The organism is Leclercia sp. J807, from assembly GCF_009734465.1.
GTDB lineage: Bacteria > Pseudomonadota > Gammaproteobacteria > Enterobacterales > Enterobacteriaceae > Enterobacter.
In genome coordinates, this window is record NZ_CP046446.1 from 2,886,939 (window position 1) to 2,904,330 (window position 17,392).

15 protein-coding genes are annotated in these 17,392 nt (G+C 58.7%); all 15 read right to left on the bottom strand.

Translation table 11 applies throughout. The annotated features are described in order from the left end of the window. Positions 1-3: 3 nt before the first annotated feature. Entirely contained in the window at positions 4-1,587 is a 1,584-nt protein-coding gene (locus GNG26_RS13835; protein ID WP_156239145.1) for an MFS transporter, read from the bottom strand. A 259-nt stretch (positions 1,588-1,846) separates the two neighbouring features. Next, on the bottom strand, positions 1,847-2,359 hold the full coding sequence (locus GNG26_RS13840; protein WP_156239147.1) for a DUF805 domain-containing protein: 513 nt from the start codon (positions 2,357-2,359) through the stop codon (positions 1,847-1,849). 42 nt (positions 2,360-2,401) lie between these two features. Further along, complete coding sequence (locus GNG26_RS13845) at positions 2,402-2,851, bottom strand: hypothetical protein (protein WP_156239149.1); 450 nt, start codon at positions 2,849-2,851, stop codon at positions 2,402-2,404. Between the two features lie 198 nt (positions 2,852-3,049). Beyond that, on the bottom strand, positions 3,050-3,442 hold the full coding sequence (locus GNG26_RS13850) for a flagellar protein FlhE (protein ID WP_114386387.1): 393 nt from the start codon (positions 3,440-3,442) through the stop codon (positions 3,050-3,052). Continuing rightward, positions 3,442-5,520, bottom strand: coding sequence for a flagellar biosynthesis protein FlhA (flhA, locus tag GNG26_RS13855; RefSeq protein ID WP_156239151.1), 2,079 nt, complete (start codon positions 5,518-5,520; stop codon positions 3,442-3,444). The genes GNG26_RS13850 and flhA overlap by 1 nt, the downstream gene beginning before the upstream one ends. Then, positions 5,513-6,661 carry a flagellar biosynthesis protein FlhB gene (flhB, locus tag GNG26_RS13860; protein WP_156239153.1) on the bottom strand — a complete coding sequence of 383 codons (1,149 nt, stop codon included), beginning with the start codon at positions 6,659-6,661 and terminating at the stop codon, positions 5,513-5,515. The genes flhA and flhB overlap by 8 nt, the downstream gene beginning before the upstream one ends. A 273-nt stretch (positions 6,662-6,934) precedes the next feature. Beyond that, complete coding sequence (gene cheZ, locus GNG26_RS13865) at positions 6,935-7,579, bottom strand: protein phosphatase CheZ (RefSeq protein WP_103822399.1); 645 nt, start codon at positions 7,577-7,579, stop codon at positions 6,935-6,937. 10 nt (positions 7,580-7,589) lie between these two features. Next, complete coding sequence (cheY, locus tag GNG26_RS13870) at positions 7,590-7,979, bottom strand: chemotaxis response regulator CheY (protein WP_032611971.1); 390 nt, start codon at positions 7,977-7,979, stop codon at positions 7,590-7,592. A 16-nt stretch (positions 7,980-7,995) separates the two neighbouring features. Continuing rightward, positions 7,996-9,045: a chemotaxis response regulator protein-glutamate methylesterase gene (locus tag GNG26_RS13875; RefSeq protein ID WP_114314597.1), complete on the bottom strand. Its 1,050-nt coding sequence runs from the start codon at positions 9,043-9,045 to the stop codon at positions 7,996-7,998. After that, positions 9,042-9,908 carry a protein-glutamate O-methyltransferase CheR gene (gene cheR / locus GNG26_RS13880; RefSeq protein WP_114314596.1) on the bottom strand — a complete coding sequence of 289 codons (867 nt, stop codon included), beginning with the start codon at positions 9,906-9,908 and terminating at the stop codon, positions 9,042-9,044. The genes GNG26_RS13875 and cheR overlap by 4 nt, the downstream gene beginning before the upstream one ends. A 19-nt stretch (positions 9,909-9,927) precedes the next feature. Continuing rightward, on the bottom strand, positions 9,928-11,529 hold the full coding sequence (tap, locus tag GNG26_RS13885; RefSeq protein ID WP_156239155.1) for a methyl-accepting chemotaxis protein IV: 1,602 nt from the start codon (positions 11,527-11,529) through the stop codon (positions 9,928-9,930). A 44-nt stretch (positions 11,530-11,573) separates the two neighbouring features. Beyond that, complete coding sequence (tar, locus tag GNG26_RS13890) at positions 11,574-13,229, bottom strand: methyl-accepting chemotaxis protein II (protein WP_156239157.1); 1,656 nt, start codon at positions 13,227-13,229, stop codon at positions 11,574-11,576. An 83-nt stretch (positions 13,230-13,312) separates the two neighbouring features. Further along, entirely contained in the window at positions 13,313-14,275 is a 963-nt protein-coding gene (locus tag GNG26_RS13895) for a spore coat U domain-containing protein (protein WP_156239159.1), read from the bottom strand. Further along, positions 14,272-16,653: a fimbria/pilus outer membrane usher protein gene (locus GNG26_RS13900; protein WP_156239161.1), complete on the bottom strand. Its 2,382-nt coding sequence runs from the start codon at positions 16,651-16,653 to the stop codon at positions 14,272-14,274. Before GNG26_RS13900 ends, GNG26_RS13895 begins: the two co-directional genes overlap by 4 nt. Further along, positions 16,629-17,384, bottom strand: coding sequence for a molecular chaperone (locus GNG26_RS13905; protein ID WP_156239163.1), 756 nt, complete (start codon positions 17,382-17,384; stop codon positions 16,629-16,631). The genes GNG26_RS13900 and GNG26_RS13905 overlap by 25 nt, the downstream gene beginning before the upstream one ends. Positions 17,385-17,392: the final 8 nt, after the last annotated feature.

Here is a 17,392-nt window from a genome sequence, read left to right on the forward strand (position 1 = left end):
ATCTTAACCTCTGTTGTATGTCGAATTCAGTGGAGCACGTTCTTTCAGGGACGGTGCAGCGGGTTTATTGCGGTTCAGATAGCCGATGTTGTTGTTTCCCCACAGGCAGTCGTACGGCATACCGGCCAGTATCTCTACCGTGGCGCGGGCCTGCGGCGTGGCAGCCTCGGGCATCGCGCGGCCAGACTCACGCATTTTGGCCGTCTCTTCACGCAGCGTACTGTGCGTCTGTAAATTCAGCTTAAAGCGCAATGACACCAGGAAACCGCAGGTCAGCACCAGGATAGTGCCCACGCTCAGGATCATCAGAATGGTGTGACTTACCCCTTCCGGCTGCACCTTCTGGCCGCTGACAAAGCCAGACATCTGCATCACAATCCCTACCAGCATGATGGCTCCCGCCTGGGACGCTTTACGGGTCAGCGTCATGATCCCGGCGAAGATCCCCTCGCGGCGCTGGCCGGTGATGACTTCATCTACGTCAGCGATATAGGTGTAGGTGTTCCACGGCACATAGTTGATCCCACCGCGGCCCAGACCCGCCAGAGCAGAGACCAGCAGCAGGAGCGCGTAGATGTCGCTCATACCGGCGTAATACAAACCGGCATAGGAGAGCGACGCCAGACCGAACAGCACCACCACCATGCGGTACGACGGCGCCGGTCCAAAACGGATGCAGAGCGGAATCATGGCGATAACGGCCAGGAACTGGAAGATAGCCATGGTGCCCAGCAGATTCGAGGCCATGGAGGCTTCCTGCATCAGCACAAAGACCACGTAGTAGGTAAAGACGGCGTTGAACACGTCCTGGGCGATGTAGCCCCCAAGGTACATCCCCAGGTGCTGGCGGAAGATTTTGATCCGCAGGGTAGAGCTCAGCTCAACGAACAGACGGTTCAGGCTCTGGCCGAGGGTCAGTTTTTTCTTCTCCTCTTCGGCGCGCAGCGCAGCTTCACTCCACTCTTCACGCGGACGCTCCCAGGTGAAGAACCAGACGAAGGTCAGCATCAGGGCGCAGAGCACCGAGAAGACCAGGCTGGCATAGAAGAAGGAGATGGCGTTGTCTTTACCGAAGTGGGTTAACAGAATACCCGGCAGGAACGAGGCCAGAATCGCTGACATCTGGGCCATGGAGATACGCGCGCCGGAGAACTTGGTTTTCTGTTTGAAATCGTCGGTCATCTCCGGCACCAGCGTTTCGTACGGGACCAGGATCATGGTGTAGACGATATCGAAGATCAGATAGGTCAGCAGGTAGTACCAGAAGCCCATATCGCCGACCCACATCAGCGAGTAGCTGAAGACGCAGGGAATGCCGAGCAGAATAAAGAACTTGCGGCGGCCAAAGCGTTTGCCAAGCCAGGTGGTGCCAAAGTTATCGGTCAGGAAGCCCATCAGCGGACTGACGACGGCATCCAGAACCCTTGCCGCCGCAAAGATGAAGGTGGCCTCAATCGGCGTGAGGCCACAGAAGGTGGTGTAGAAATATAATAGCCAGGCAGCGGTCAGCGCTGTGGTCCCTGCCCCGAGAAAATCACCCGATCCGTAAGCAAGATAGTTCGCGAGTCCAATTTTACGTGTTTTCATTACCGTCGACCCTGTAAGTTTTAGATGACTCCCGGTTAACGCGACGCCAACGGGAGTGACTAGACGGTTACAGTAAGAGTATCGCTTACGGGATACCTTTCTGTTTCTGCCACCGCCAGGCGGCAACTGGCAAAAATGCAAAGAGAATTACTACGCGTGTCACTGTTTTATAAAACAGCGTTTCTTTTGCTTCAAAAGGAGGGGTCAGTTTTGCGAGCCAGTCATCAGAATGGCCTGATAACTGGCGAAAAAGCGATCACTAAACGGTCTGTTCAGACGGTTGTGTCGGTAAGCAGCAAAGCCAGAGAATAGAGATAGCCGCTAATACATTTAGCGTAATAGTGATGAACGCCGTCACCTGCCCTGCAGAGTGATTATCTACCGGGATAAGCATAACCTGATGAATACCCGTCAGAATGAGCGGCAGGATCAGCAGAATGAAGAGTAGCGCCCCGCCAAACCACCACCCCGATTTTCCTGCATCGTGCATTCGGCGGATACCCAGCGAGACGACTGGTACGAGCAAGATTACCGGGGCAAGCGCCCTGAGCGGAAGCCAGACAAACCAGGCCCACACCAGTATCATTCCCCCGCGACCGGTACGATCAGCAATCAATGTTATGAGAAAGAAATAACTCAGTGCGGCAACAAAGAGAATAATCGCTACATTAATGACGATAAATAACCAAAACTCTCTTCTTGTCGCTCGCCCCTTATAGACGAACGCCTTTTTCCAGCCGTCGAAATAACAATCCTTAATACTTTTATGCATACCTTCATCCTTTTAAAACACTATCCCTGAGTGATTAAAGCATTACTTATTTAATTTTCCTGAGATGATTACCGAGCTGACCTTTAGCGCCTCTGAAATCAGCAATAAAAATAGCGACACCGCGACGTTCCCCGGATTAATCCATTTCATAATCCAGGGTAAAAAGGTGAGAGACGGCACAACCACCAGCAGGCGCAAGGGGGTCTGCGCAGCTACCAGGTAGCCGACCTTATTCCATGCGGTAAGGAGAAACAGGGCAGAAAAAATAATGGACAGGGTTGTTATCATTGACAAAACAAAGAGAATAAGGAGCCAGTAGCTGCCACCCTGTTCTGAATAAAGCGCGCTAAAATTGATAATATCATCAACGAAAGGAATACGCCCCTGGGTACTACTCTTCCAGACATAGGTGGCCAGATATAAAACATCCATAACCCCCCAAAACAGGCATACTTGCCGAAAGCTCAATTTCATACCTGCTCCCTTTTGCATTATTGCGTTCCATCATTGATATGTATATCACATTATCTCAGCGCGTAGAGTATATTCTCCGGTTATTGACTTCCAGAGATATTCTCTTAATGAAAAGAGCGAGGGAAAAATTAACAGGGCAAGAACAGCAGGAAAAATAACGAAGCCTGCTGAACGACACCTCCATTCCGTTCGGACGAACGGAATGGAGTCAGAGGGTTAGCGGTAGTTCACAATCACTTCGTTACGCTGGACCTTCAGGGCCGGGATAAGGCGACCACCGCCGGGGACTTCCCAGATAAAGCGCAGCGGCTCAACGGCGGGCACGTTGTTGAACGCATGGGTCGTGCCGCTGGCCCCGTCCAGTTCGGTACAGCGCGTCTGGGAACAGAGCCGCACCCGCAGCCCGGCGGGGATCGGGCCGTTGAGCTCATAGCGCCAGGCCACCAGAGTCATCAGGCCCGATACCGGCTGCTGCGCCGACAGCGGGCGTGACGAAGCCGCCACGCCACGGTGGGTAAGGGTCAGGCCGATACTGCTGGCCTGCCATGCCCCCTCCCCTGCGGCCTGCGCCATCAGCGGCAGGGCCAGTAACCAGAGTAATTTACGCATTATTGGCCTCCGATGGTGGCGGTCATGCGGATATGGCGGTTGTCCGACAGCTCCATATTCGACAGCACGACCAGCTGCGACAGGCTGCGGCGCAGGAAGCGCGAGAGCAGCGGACGCAGGGCATGATTCACCAGCAGCACCGGCGGTGCCCCCAGCATCTCCTGACGCTGCAACGCCTCCTGGGTTTGCGCCAGCAGACGATCCGCCAGCCCCGGCTCCAGCCCGCCGCCGCCCTGCAACGCCTGCAGCAGCAGACGCTCAAGCGGCGTGTCGAGCCCAATCACCTGCACCTCGCCGGTACCCGGGAACCACTGCTGGGTGATGGCGCGGCCTAACGCCACGCGCACCACCGCCGTCAGCTCGTGCGGATCGTTCTGCAGCGGTGCATGCTCGGCCAGAGTCTCCAGAATGGTGCGCATATCGCGGATCGGCACCTTCTCGTCGAGCAGGTTCTGTAGCACCTTGTGCAGCGTGGTCAGGGTCAGGACACCCGGCACCAGATCTTCGGTGAGCTTCGGCATCTCCTGAGTGACGCGATCCAGCAGCTGCTGCGCCTCCTGGCGGCCGAACAGCTCTGCGGAGAACTGACCAATCAGGTGGTTAAGGTGAGTTGCCACGACGGTACTGGCTTCCACCACGGTATAGCCCTGGATCTGTGCCTGCTCTTTCAGGGCACTTTCGATCCAGATGGCGGCCAGGCCAAAGGCCGGATCGATGGTTTGTTCGCCCGGCAGCGTACCCGCTGCGGTGCCAGGGTTAATGGCCAGCCAGCGCCCCGGATAGGCGTCTCCGCTGCCGATCTCCACCCCTTTCATCAGGATGCGATAGCGCGCAGGGGGCAGATCCATGTTGTCGCGGATATGCACCACCGGCGGCAGGAAGCCCATGTCCTGGGCAAACTTTTTACGGATACTGCGGATACGTCCCAGCAGTTCGCCATCCTGTTGGGAATCGACCATCGGGATCAGGCGGTAGCCGACTTCCATCCCCAGCGAATCTTCCAGCTGGACGTCATTCCACGTGGCTTCCACCGCCTGGGTGTTTTCCGGCATTTTAACGGGTGCAGGTTCAGCCTTCGGTTTAGATTCGCGCCCGCGCAGCCACCAGGCCAGCCCCAGCAGCGCGCCGGTAAACAGCAGGAAGACGAAGTTCGGCATGCCCGGCACCAGGCCCAGCAGCCCCAGTACCGCAGCAGAGAGCATCAGCACGTTCGGGTTGTTGAACAGCTGCCCGACCATCTGCTCGCCGACATCCTGATCGGTGGCGACGCGGGTTACGATCACGCCGGCTGCAGTGGAGATCACCAGCGCCGGGATCTGGGCGACCAGCCCGTCACCGATGGTCAGCAACGTATAACTTTCTGCCGCATGGCCCATGTCCATCCCGTGTTGCAGTACCCCAACCAGCAGGCCGCCGACCACGTTGATGACCATGATCAGAATACCGGCGATGGCATCGCCGCGAACGAACTTACTCGCACCGTCCATCGAGCCGTAGAAGTCAGCCTCCTGGGTCACTTCGGCACGGCGTTTTTTCGCTTCATCTTCGCCAATCAGACCGGCGTTAAGATCGGCGTCAATCGCCATCTGTTTACCCGGCATCCCGTCCAGGACGAAACGTGCGCCCACTTCTGCGATACGCCCCGCACCTTTGGTGATAACCATGAAGTTGATGATCACGAGGATGATAAACACCACGATCCCGATGGCGAAGTTACCGCCGACCAGGAAGTGGCCAAAGGCCTCAACCACCTTACCTGCCGCCGCGCCGCCGGTATGTCCTTCCATCAGAATGATACGGGTGGAGGCCACGTTCAGCGCCAGACGCAGCAGCGTAGTGAAGAGCAGGATGGTCGGAAACGCGGCGAACTCCAGGGTGCGCTGGGTGAACATCGCCACCAGCAGCACCATAATGGAGAGCGCAATATTGAATGTGAAAAGCAGGTCGAGGATGAATGCCGGCAGCGGCAACACCATCATCGACAGGATTAGCAGGATGAGGATCGGCCCGGCAAGGATCTGCCATTGAGTCGATTTCAGGTTGCCGGGGAGGCGCAACATTGCCACCAGATTAGCCATCAGAGTCCTTCTCGTTCATAAAATCCAGCGCGGCAGGCACCGGGAGATTCTCAGGTTTAACAGGCCGTTGACCACCGGCCAGACGCCAGCGCTTCAATTGCCATACCCACGCCAGCACTTCCGCCACAGCGGCATAGAGCTGGCCCGGGATCTGCTGTCCTATTTCCGCATGCCGGTAGAGCGCACGCGCCAGTGGCGGCGCTTCCAGCATCGGGATACGGTTTTCATTACCAATTTCACGGATGCGCAGCGCGATAAGCCCCGCCCCTTTCGCCACCACTTTAGGCGCGCTCATTTTGTCTTCGTCATATTGCAGCGCAACGGAGTAGTGGGTTGGGTTGGTGACAATCACATCCGCTCTCGGTACATCTTCCATCATCCGGCGACGTGCGGCAGCACGCTGCATCTGGCGGATACGCCCTTTAACGTGCGGGTCGCCTTCCATCTGCTTATGTTCATCCCGGATGTCCTGGCGGGACATGCGCAGTTTTTTAATGTGGCTGTAGATCTGGAAGAAGACGTCAAATCCAACCATCGGGATAATCGAGAGCACCACCAGCAGCGAACAGAGCCCCACCAGATTGAGCGCGTTGCGCATGGCGGTAAACGGCGACTCGCTGATCAGGCGCATCATCTCCGGCCAGTTATGCCAGATAAAAAATCCCGCCACGCTGCCCATCAGCGTCGCTTTCATCAACGCTTTCAGCAGTTCGGCGCCAGTCTGCGCGGAGAACATTCTCGCGATGCCGGGCAAGGGGTTCAGCTTGGAGAATTTGAACTGCAGCGATTTCCCGCTGAACACCAGCCCGCCCAGCATCACCGGCGATACGATAGCCACCAGCACCACGCCGGTGATTAACGGCAGCAGCGCGATCATCGCGCTTTTGATCAGCAGGATAATCTGGCTGAGGATCAGGTTAGGGTCGTTGACCATGCTGTGATCGAAGCGCAGCCCGGCCGAGAGCATGCCGGCCAGTCTGCGGGCAAGGGACTCCCCGCCTATCCAGATAATGCACACGCCAACCAATAAAATCAGCAGCGAGGTGAGTTCTCGGGATCGGGGTATTTGCCCGTCCTCACGCGCTTTTTCAAGTCGGTGGGGTGTGGGGGCTTCTGTTTTGTCGTCGCTGTCTTCTGCCACGGCAAGCATCTCGCAGGTAGAGGTCTGGACGATATGATGCCAAAGCCGCGCCTGACCAATGCGTTAATTAGGGGCGTGAAAAGGGCTGATTTAGGGCTTTCGGTTGCGACAGGGAAAACGAGGGAAAAAAACGCCACCTTTACAGGTGGCGTTTTTGCCTGGCGGCGCTTCGCTTGCACAGGCCTACCGGGACCGCACAATATGATGATATTGCAGGTTTTGTAGGCCGGGTTAGCGCAGCGCCACCCGGCAATGCCAGCAAAACGCAGGTTATCAGAACCCTAAGCTGTCCAGCAGGTCGTCCACCTGATCCTGGCTTGCCACGACACCGGCTTTGGTGGTGTCGAGCTGGGGGCCATTCAGCAGGCTTTCGTTTTCGCGTTGTGGACGTGCGGAAGGTTCCGGCATGTTCTCCAGCAGCACCATTAACAACTGACGCTCAATCTCCTGGATCACATCCATCATGCGCTTGATCACCTGACCAGTAAGGTCCTGGAAATCCTGCGCCATCATGATGTCCAGCAGCTGGGCGTTAGTGAAGCTGGTATGGTCCGGCACCGCTTTCAGGTAGTGACGAGTATCGGTCACCAGTTCGCGGGCGTCGGAGAGTTCGATCGGATTTTCGAACCAGTCGTCCCAGCGTTTGGTCAGCGCTTTTGCGCCCTTTTCCATCTCGTCCTGATGCGGCTGCGACGCTTCAACACTGTTCAGCGCACGCTCTGCCGCCTGGGCAGTCATCTGTACAACATAATCCAGACGGTCGCGGGCATCGGGAATCGCTTCCGCCGCTTCCGCAATCGCCTGATCCAGACCCAGCTCACGCAGGCTGTCGCGCAACATACGCGTCAGGCTGCCGATGCGGGCAATTATGTCGCCGGGTGAATGCTCATCCGTGGGTTTAATCGAAGGCTGCATCATCTCCCGTACCTCACATGCCGAGTTTCTCGAAGATCTTACCGAGTTTTTCTTCCAGGGTTGCCGCGGTGAATGGCTTCACCACATATCCGCTTGCGCCAGCCTGTGCCGCAGCAATGATGTTCTCTTTCTTCGCTTCAGCCGTCACCATCAACACAGGCATAGAGGCCATCGCAGCATTCGCACGAATGGTTTTCAGCAGTTCCAGACCATCCATGTTCGGCATGTTCCAGTCAGAAATAACAAAACCAAAGCCGCCGGCATTCAGTTTGTTCAGCGCATCAACGCCGTCTTCTGCTTCTTCTACGTTATTAAAACCCAGCTCTTTCAGCAGGTTGCGCACGATGCGACGCATGGTGGAAAAGTCATCCACAACCAAAAACTTGAGCTCTTTGTCCGCCATAAAACTACACTCCTCGTTAAATACGTATTGCCTGTCCGGCACTGATTTTCGCCAGCATCTGCTGACTAACCTGACTAAGATCGACCACTTCGCTGACGCCACCCATATTGATGGCCTCGCGCGGCATGCCGAACACCACACAACTTGCTTCATTCTGCGCGATGGTCCAGGCGCCAGCCTGGTGCATCGCCAGCATTCCGGCGGCGCCATCGTTGCCCATCCCCGTCAGGATCACCCCAACGGCGTTGCGCCCCGCGTGTTTCGCCACCGAATGAAACAGCACATCCACCGACGGACGGTGCCGGTTAACCGGCGGCCCGTCATGAATTTTGATTTGATAGTTAGCGCCGCTGCGCGCCAGCTCCATATGCTTGTCGCCCGGGGCGATATAGGCATGCCCCGGCAGAACGCGTTCGCCATCTTCCGCCTCTTTCACGCTGATCTGACACAGCTTGTTCAGACGCTCCGCAAACGAGCGGGTAAAGCCTGGCGGCATATGCTGAGTGATCAGAATACCGGGGCTTGAAAGCGGCAATGGCTGGAGTACATGACGAATTGCCTCTGTTCCGCCGGTAGAGGCGCCGATAACCAGCAGCTTTTCCGAGCTCAGCAGCGGACCGGCTTTCAGGGTAGTCGGGGCCGCCAGCGGCTTATGCGTGGCAACCCGCGCCCTGGCCGCGGTACGAATTTTTTCCGCGATCATCTCGCTATACGCCAGCATCCCCTCGCGAATGCCGAGCTGCGGTTTGGTGACGAAATCCACCGCCCCCAGCTCCAGCGCCCGTAGGGTGATTTCGGACCCTTTGCCAGTCAGTGAAGAGACCATCACCACCGGCATCGGCCGCAGACGCATTAACTTTTCGAGGAAGTCGATGCCGTCCATGCGCGGCATTTCGACATCCAGCGTCAGCACGTCGGGGTTATATTTTTTAATTAAATCCCGGGCTACCAACGGATCGGGGGCCGTCGCCACCATCTCCATGTCGCTGTGGCTGTTGATAATCTCAGTCATGATCTGGCGCATTAACGCTGAATCATCAACTGACAAGACCCTGATTTTACTCATGCTTTATCCTTACTCAGCGCATATACCGTCTGGCCACGCAGGCTAAACTCGCGCACAAGATTGCTGAAGTTCTCCGAGTGCCCGGCAAACAGTAAACCGTCAGGTTTGAGCAACGGAACAAAGCGGCGCAGGATCTCCTGCTGCGTCGTTTTGTCGAAATAGATCATCACGTTACGACAGAAAATGGCGTCAAAGGGCCCCGCCACGTTGTACTGCTTCTCCAGCAGGTTGACCATGGAGAACTCCACCGCATTTGCCAGTTCGCTACGCACCCGCACCAGCCCTTCGTGCGGACCGGTGCCGCGCATGAAGTAGCGCTGAAGCTGCTGGGGTGACAGCGTTTTTAGCTCCTCCTGGCGATAGATCCCACTCTGCGCTTTTTGCAGCACCTCGGTATCTATATCGCTGGCGATCACCTTCCAGCGGCCCGGGGCGGTACCCAGCGTGTCGGCCAGGGTGATGGCGAGCGAGTAAGGCTCTTCCCCGGTCGACGCCGCCGCGCTCCAGACGCGATACTCACCGCTGCGGCGGCGGGCATGCTCCGCCAGCACCGGGAAGTGGTGTGCTTCCCGGAAAAAGGCGGTCAGGTTGGTGGTCAGGGAGTTGATAAACGCCTGCCACTCCGCGCTGTTTGGGTTGGCTTCCAGCATCCCCAGATAGCGACCAAAATCATCCAGTCCGAGCGTGCGCAGGCGACGCACAAGGCGGTTGTAGACCATGTCCCGCTTGTGATCGGCCAGCACAATCCCCGCGCGCTGGTAGATTAACTGACATATCCGACGGAAATGCGCATCGGACAGCGCAAGGCGCTGTGTCATCTGTAACAATAATGACGATTGCCCTGAGGGCAGTGGTGATGTCATAGCGCCTTCTTAATCACGTTCAGGTTCCGACTGGTACGGTCTGCGACCGACCGACTTCTGTTACTGCTTCAACACGTTCATTGACATTAAATACAGCCACCAGCGAGGTAAGGTGATCCGCCTGGCCCGCTAACTGATCGGTGGCTGCCGCGGCCTCTTCCACCAGCGCGGCGTTCTGCTGAGTCACCTGATCCATCTGACTTACCGCCTGCGCCACCTGCTCAATACCGCGGCGCTGTTCATCGGATGCGGAGGCGATTTCGCCCATAATGTCGTTAACCCGGGTGACCGAGCTGACGATCTCGGTCATGGTTTTCGCCGCCGTATCCACCAGCTCCGAACCCTGCTGAACGCGGGACACCGACTCTTCAATCAGCACCTTAATCTCTTTCGCCGCGTTGGCGCTGCGGCTCGCCAGGTTACGCACCTCGCCGGCCACCACCGCAAAGCCGCGCCCCTGCTCGCCCGCGCGGGCGGCTTCGACCGCGGCGTTCAGCGCCAGAATATTGGTCTGGAACGCGATGCCGTCGATCACGCTGATGATGTCGCCAATCTTTTGCGAACTGGCGGCGATCTCATTCATGGTGTTCGCCACGTGGGACGCCTGTTCGCCCCCCTTCTTCGCCGTCTGCGCCGCGCTCTTCGCCAGACCAGAGGCCTGACGGGCGTTGTCGGCGTTCTGCCCGACGGTGGCGGTCAACTGCTCCATGCTGGCGGCCGTTTGCGCCAGCGATGCCGCCTGCTGCTCGGTACGCGAAGAGAGATCGTTATTGCCCTCGGCAATTTCGGCGATCCCGGTGTGCATGGCGTAGCTGCCCTGTCGCACCTCGGATACCGTCTCACGCAGCGAGCCCTGCATCGCCTTCAGGCTGGCGAAAATGGCCGAAATTTCATTTTTGCCGTATACCGCTACAGGCCGCGCCAGATCGCCTTTGGCAATGCTGTCGAAATGGCTGCTGATAATCGCCAGCGGCTGGACAATCATCTTGCGCGACCAGAACAACGCGGCGCTGGTCAGTACCACCGCCAGCACAATCATGGTGGCGAAAATCACGCCAGACATGTGGTAGCTGTTGCGGCTGTCATTTCCCGCCGCCTGCACAAAGTTGTTGATCTCCTGCTGCCAGGCGTCGGTGCTGGCGTCAAATGCCGCCTGCGATTCCTGCACCGGCGCGGTCAGGAAATCTGACAGCTGGTTGTTCTCAAGCCACGTCGCCTGATGCTCCAGATCGCTATACCACTGACTGAACGCACCCTGCATCGCTTTTTTCAGCTCTGCGTCCTTCGCGCTAATCGCCGCCTGGCCGCTAAAGGTTTTGAACAGGCCATCCGCCTGCTTCAGGCTACCGCGCGCGGTTACCATCAGCGCCTTAATGTCATCGGGCGGATAGCTCAGGGCGGTTAAGGTGCCCGCTTTATTCAGCGCCGTGCTGGCCTGCAACAAGACTGCCCGGCTCTGGGTAAGCAGCTCGCGCTGCTGATTACTGCCCTGCATCTCCTGTAAATTTTGATAACCATCGCGAAAAGCCCAAAATGACAAGCCATTACTGCCAACCTGCAACACCCCACAGAGAATCAAAATCAAAAACAGGGTGGTCGAGATACGAATACGATTTAACATCCACGCTCCCATTTAGCGGCCAGCAGCCGCGATTTAACGTACAATCAAAATGTTTCCCAGTTCTCATCTTTCCCGGTTGCCAATGCGCGTACATATGCCGGTGCGTTAACCGGCGAGGCCGGTTGCGGGCTGACGCGCGATGAAACCGTGCTTGCAGGTCCAGAGTTAAGACGAAACGCCGAGACGGCCATCTTCAGACGGCTCGCCTGCTCTTCCAGTTGCGCCGCAGCGGCTGCGGACTCCTGAACCAGCGAGGCGTTTTGTTGTGTGACGCGATCCATTTCCGATACCGCCAAGGCCACCTGGTCGATACCACGGCTCTGCTCATCGGAAGCGGAGGCGATTTCCCCCATAATGTCCGTGACGCGGGTAACGGCATTCACGATGTCATTCATGGTTTCGCCCGCGCTCTCCACCAGCACCGAGCCGGTGTCGACGCGTGCGACAGAGTCTTCAATCAGGGCTTTAATCTCTTTGGCCGCGTTGGCGCTGCGGCTGGCGAGGTTACGCACTTCACCGGCGACCACCGCAAAGCCACGCCCCTGCTCACCGGCACGCGCCGCTTCCACCGCGGCGTTCAGCGCCAGGATATTGGTCTGGAAGGCGATACCGTCGATGACGCTGATAATGTCGGCGATCTTCTTCGAGCTTCCGGCGATGTCGTGCATGGTTTTCACCACGCCATCCACCACCTTGCCACCGCGCTGGGCGGTTTCCGAGGCGCTGTTCGCCAGCTGTGAGGCCTGGCGGGCGTTGTCGGCATTCTGCTTCACGGTGGCGGTGAGCTGCTCCATGCTTGCCGCGGTCTCTTCCAGCGCTGACGCCTGTTGCTCGGTGCGGGAGGAGAGGTCGTTGTTACCCAGCGCGATTTCGCTGGTGCCGGTGTAGATGGCCTCCGAGCCCTGACGCACGTTCGCCACCGTCTCGCTCAGGGAGCGCTGCATGTGGTCAACGCTGATGGCCAGCTGGGTGATTTCACTGCGCCCGGTGATAGTCAGGGAGTGGGTCAGATCGCCGCTGGCAATGTGACGGATATGGTCGATGACACGGTTTAACGGGTTAAGCAGGGTATGGCGAATGCCGTACCAGACCCCCACCAGCACGATCGCCAGGGCGAGCGCCAGGATCGCCATCTGCCATTTGGCGAAGGAGTAATCCTTCACGCTGGCATTAAACGCCGCCTGGTTACGCGCGTCGGATGCGGTAACGTAATCCCGCAGAGCGGTCCCCAGCGCGTTCTGTTTTGACTGGGTTGCCTGGGCGAAATAGGCCTCCATGTTGCCGTTATCAAGGAACTGGATCAGTTCAGTGAGCGCCGCAGCATAGTCCCGGTATGTCTCATTGATGGTCTGGCTCACCTGCTCCATCGACGGCTGTGGAGGAATGGCGCTGTAAGCCTTGAAGTGTTTATCCGCTTCCGCAAGCGTAGTGCGGGCGCTGTTCATCAGTTCCGTTTGCGGCTTAGCGGGATCGGTCACCATACGTGCGGAGGCGCGGCTCAGGTTGATGCGCGTTTGCAGCAGGTAATCCCAGGTGGAGGTGATTTCACTTTGTTGAACCCGGAACTCGTTCGAAACCGCAAAACTGTCCTGGTTGGCTTTAATGGAAGAGAAAAAGAGACTGCCGGAGACGAGCTGCAACAGAGCGAAAACAGCCAGCACCAACATCAGCATTGTGACAACGCGCATACGGTTCAACATACAACACCTTCTCATTGTTTTGTTCTCGGTGTTATCGGCACAACTGAGAGGAACTTTACATTTGCGAAAGGGAAAAGCGCGGTTCAGAACGCGACGTCTACCACGAGGGTATCGCTGTAGTTGCCGGCGGGAGGCGTGGTCTGGTTGGGGAGGATGCGGGCAGTGTAATTATAGGTGCGCAGGAGGCCGTCGGTACTTACCTGGGATGAGGCTCCGCTCGACCAGCGCTCGGTGCCGCTGACGCCCCAGCGGTTGGCGGTGGCCTCTTTATAGATCTCATAGCTCATACGGTTGTTACCGCTGGCCATGCGCCGGACATTATTCAGGGCGTTGAGGCCGTTATTGATGCCGATGGTGTAGGCGCTGCCCTTGGTGCAGGTGACGGCGATGGACTGGGAAATGGTGGGGAAATTCTGTACCAGCGGCGCGCTGTTAAAGTTGATATTCGGGGTGGTCATGGCGCTGCAGTCATTGGTGACGTTCATATTGAGGGTGATGCTGGTCACCGCCGTACCGGTCTGGGGGGTCAGGCAGAGGCCCACGGCCCCTACCTGGCAGACGTTGTAATTAACGCTGAAGTTAAGCGTCACCTGATAGGGCCCGGCGCTGACGTTCTGCCCGGCAACGGTACGGAAATAGAGCGGAATATTGTACTGCCTGGAACCCAGCAGCCCCAGCAGCGTGCTACCGCTCCAGGTATAGGAGCGGGCGATCTGCACTTCGCTGGTGCCGGTGCAGCCCGACGCACCGCACAGTCGGGTAGGAATAACATCGGTGATGGTGGCGTTATCGGTGCGTTTCAGGTTGGCGCGGCTGGCGGCGCTGACGGTGGCGCCGGTGTAGTTGAGGGTAATGGAGTCGTTGGTCAACAGGTTAAGCACCGCATCGCAGCTTACCACCAGGGTGCCGGTGGTCTGTACCTCGTTGTTGCCGCTCAGAGCGAAGGAGGTCACGCTGCCAAAGCTGGCATTGACGGTACTGACGGTACAGGCCCCCCAGCCAGTGCCGGAGACCAACAGCAGCAGTAACAGCAGCAGGCGCCTCATGGTGCCAGCCTGCAGGTCAGCGGACCGTATGTTTGCAGCTTATGGTCCGGATTAGGGGCAAGAGTCAGGGTCACATGGCAGTATTTTCCCTCCGGGGTGCGTACCTCCAGCGGGTTAACGTCGTTCAGGTTCTCCAGCCAGGCGATGCCGTCATAGCCCACGGTGGCCGGGGCGCGGGAGGCGCGGCGCACCTGGCTGCCGAGCGGAATATCCTGACCTTCGCCGTCGTGCAGGATCACGCTGGCGACCCGCTCCTCCTCCATCGGAAAGTCCACCAGGTAGCCGCTGTTGCGGCGCAGCGCCACCCGCCGCTCGGTCTCTTTTAGCCGGGTATCGGCGGGCAGGTTCAGGGTGTTGATGCTGTAGCTCGCCGGATAGTAGGCGGAAACGCCGCTCACCAGCAGGTAGCCGTTTTGGTTGGTTTTCCCCACCGGCTGGTTTTCGTAGCTTACTGGTACGTCGGGCTTGCCGTCGGTGCTGATGACCACGAAGGCGTCGTTGATCTTATTGGCGGCAAAGAGTTCGCCGTCCATCAGCACCAGCGAGCCCAGCGCCTCGCCCCACCAGGTCATCATGTCGCGCTCGCCGTAGGTGCCGCCCTGCACTTCAATATTGTTGTTACGCCAACCCAGCGAGGCCTGCTGGTAGCTGCGGGAGCGGGACTGGTTCGCCAGGGCCATGTTCCAGCTAAAGCCGCCGTCGGTGGGCATGGCGTGGTTGTAGTTGATGCGCTGGGTACTGCCCGCGTCCGGGGTGTTTTCCAGGGTGACGGCGGCGCTGTCGCGTTCGCCGAGCGGAATTTGCAGCGACAGGGCGACCGTCCAGTCGCCCCGCTGCTGGTCCCGGCTGGCGGCAAGGTAGATACTGCTGCTGCGCCACAGGTTGCGGCTCCAGGAGAGGTTAAGCAGCTCGGTTTTCTCGCTGTCGAAACTCTCCACCCCAATCCAGGCGGCGCCGATATTGCCATAATCACCCAGATTAAGGCTCAGGGAGTACTGGTCCGTATTGCGGCTAAGGCTGGCGATGGGCTGGTTGAATTCATCGTATACCGTCGGCTGGTCGTAGAGGGCCAGGTTGCCAAAGCCGCGATCCCGGCGGCTGTGCTGGGTAGCAATGCTGAATTCGCTGGTGCTGTACTGGTAGCCCCAGTTTACCTGCCCCCCCTCTTCACCGCGCATCCGGCTGCGGGTATACGCCGTATTGACCACGCCGAAACGCCCCATTTTTACCACCGTGCCCAAACCGCCCAGCGCCAGCTCTTCGGCCCCTTCCCCATGTCCTTCGAGGGTCAGCCAGTCGGTCAGCCCGTAGCGGTAAGAGCCGCTCCCCGCCGCCGGGCCGTAATCAAAACTTTCAATCCCGTAGTTACGGCGGAGGCTGCCGAGGGTCACGGCTCCGTCGCTCAGCCCTGCCTTCAGCAGTTCGCTGGTGACGTAAAACGGCAGCGTGGTGCTCACCTGGCGACCCAGCGCATCGGTGGTGACCAGCACCGCATCTCCCGCGCCGTTGATATAGGGCAGATTGGTGAGGGTGAACGGTCCCGGCTGCAGGCGGGTGGAGCCGGCGCGATAGCCGTTGACGAACAGATCTACCGAGGTGGGCACCGCCGCCTCGCCGGAAAATTCCGGCAGCGGCCAGGTGACCAGATCCGGGCGGAGCGAAAAGTCCCGGCCATAGCTGATGCCCCCCATACGCACGCTGCTGCTCCAGCTGACGGCATCGCTGATGACATCCCCGGCAGTCCAGGTGGTGGCATTATCCTCATTGGTGACCAGCAGCGTGGTGTCGTAACGCACGTATCCCTCCTGCATGCCGCCGCCGGAGAGGTTTTTGCGCACAAAACCGGTGGAGGATAAAGACCCCCGCTCGTCAAAATAGCGGAACTCATGCCAGAGCGAGGCCTGCCCGCCCGCATGATCGGTCTTGCTGGTATAGAAGTCATAGTTGAGCAGCGCCCCTCTGCCGTAGTGGGGCGTGCTCTGGGTCAGCTCGCCGCCAAAGGGGGTGACCCGGGCGGCGATCCACTCCCGGGGCACGCTCAACAGCAGGCGCTGCCCGGCGCTGTCATACTCGCTGCGCACATCGGCGAGGGTCGTCAGATTGACCTCCCCCGGCGGGACATTTTCCGGCGGCAGGCCTGCGCGCAGCAGGTCAGCGCTGGAGACCAGATAATCGCCGTTGCGCCGGGTGACGGGCACCACCAGCCCGGTATCGTAGTGGTTGACGATCAGCGCCAGCTGAAAGACCGCTTCGTCGTTCAGGGACTGAGGCGCGGGCGGCGGCGGTAGTGCATCGTCGCCGGTATTGGCCCAGCCTGCCGTGGAGACGCAAAGCAGGATCATCATCGTGGGTTTCAGTTGACGGGGGCCGACTGCCATTCGGTATCCCTGGCATTAATTTGCGCACTCATCTGGCCCGGCTGGGTGATGCCTGAGGGGAGAGGCCAGCTGCGTTCGCTGCCCGGCAGAACATACCCCAGCAGACCGTCCGCCATGCTCCTTTTCTGCCCGCCCTGGGTCAGGGAGACCTGACTGAGTCGAACATGCACATCGCCCCGGTTACGTACCTGCAACGCGGGCTGGCCGTTTTCGCGGATAACCCGCCAGCTCAGGTTGCGCGGCTCGGCAAAGGCATGATGTTCCCCCTCTTTGATGGTTTCGATCCCCTGCCCGTAAACAAACAGCGGAATGGAGTAGCGCATCTGCAGCTTAAGGCCGATCTGCGGCGTGGTGCTGTCCTGAGGCTGGGGAATTTCGTCGACGATAATGCGGTAGGCCTGTTCAACCCCCATCGGCACCCCGCCCTGTTTAATCAGGCGAATAAGCTGCTTGCTGCCTTTGGCAATAGTGACAATCGGCGGGCTGGCGACCACCTCCTGCTGGGCGGTGTAGCGCTCAAGGCCGCCCTCCTGGCGCCAGCGCACAATGCGCACCTGCATGGTGGTGGCGCTGTTGCCCTGGTTTTGCACCCACAGCTCGGTCGCGTTGGTATCGGCCGACAGCCAGGGATCGATGGGCCAGAGCAGAATGGATGCCGCACCCTGGGCGGCGTGCGCCGTTATCCCCAGCGCCACCAGCAGCGCCAGCGGGCCGCTTGCAAATGCCTTCATGGTCGTTC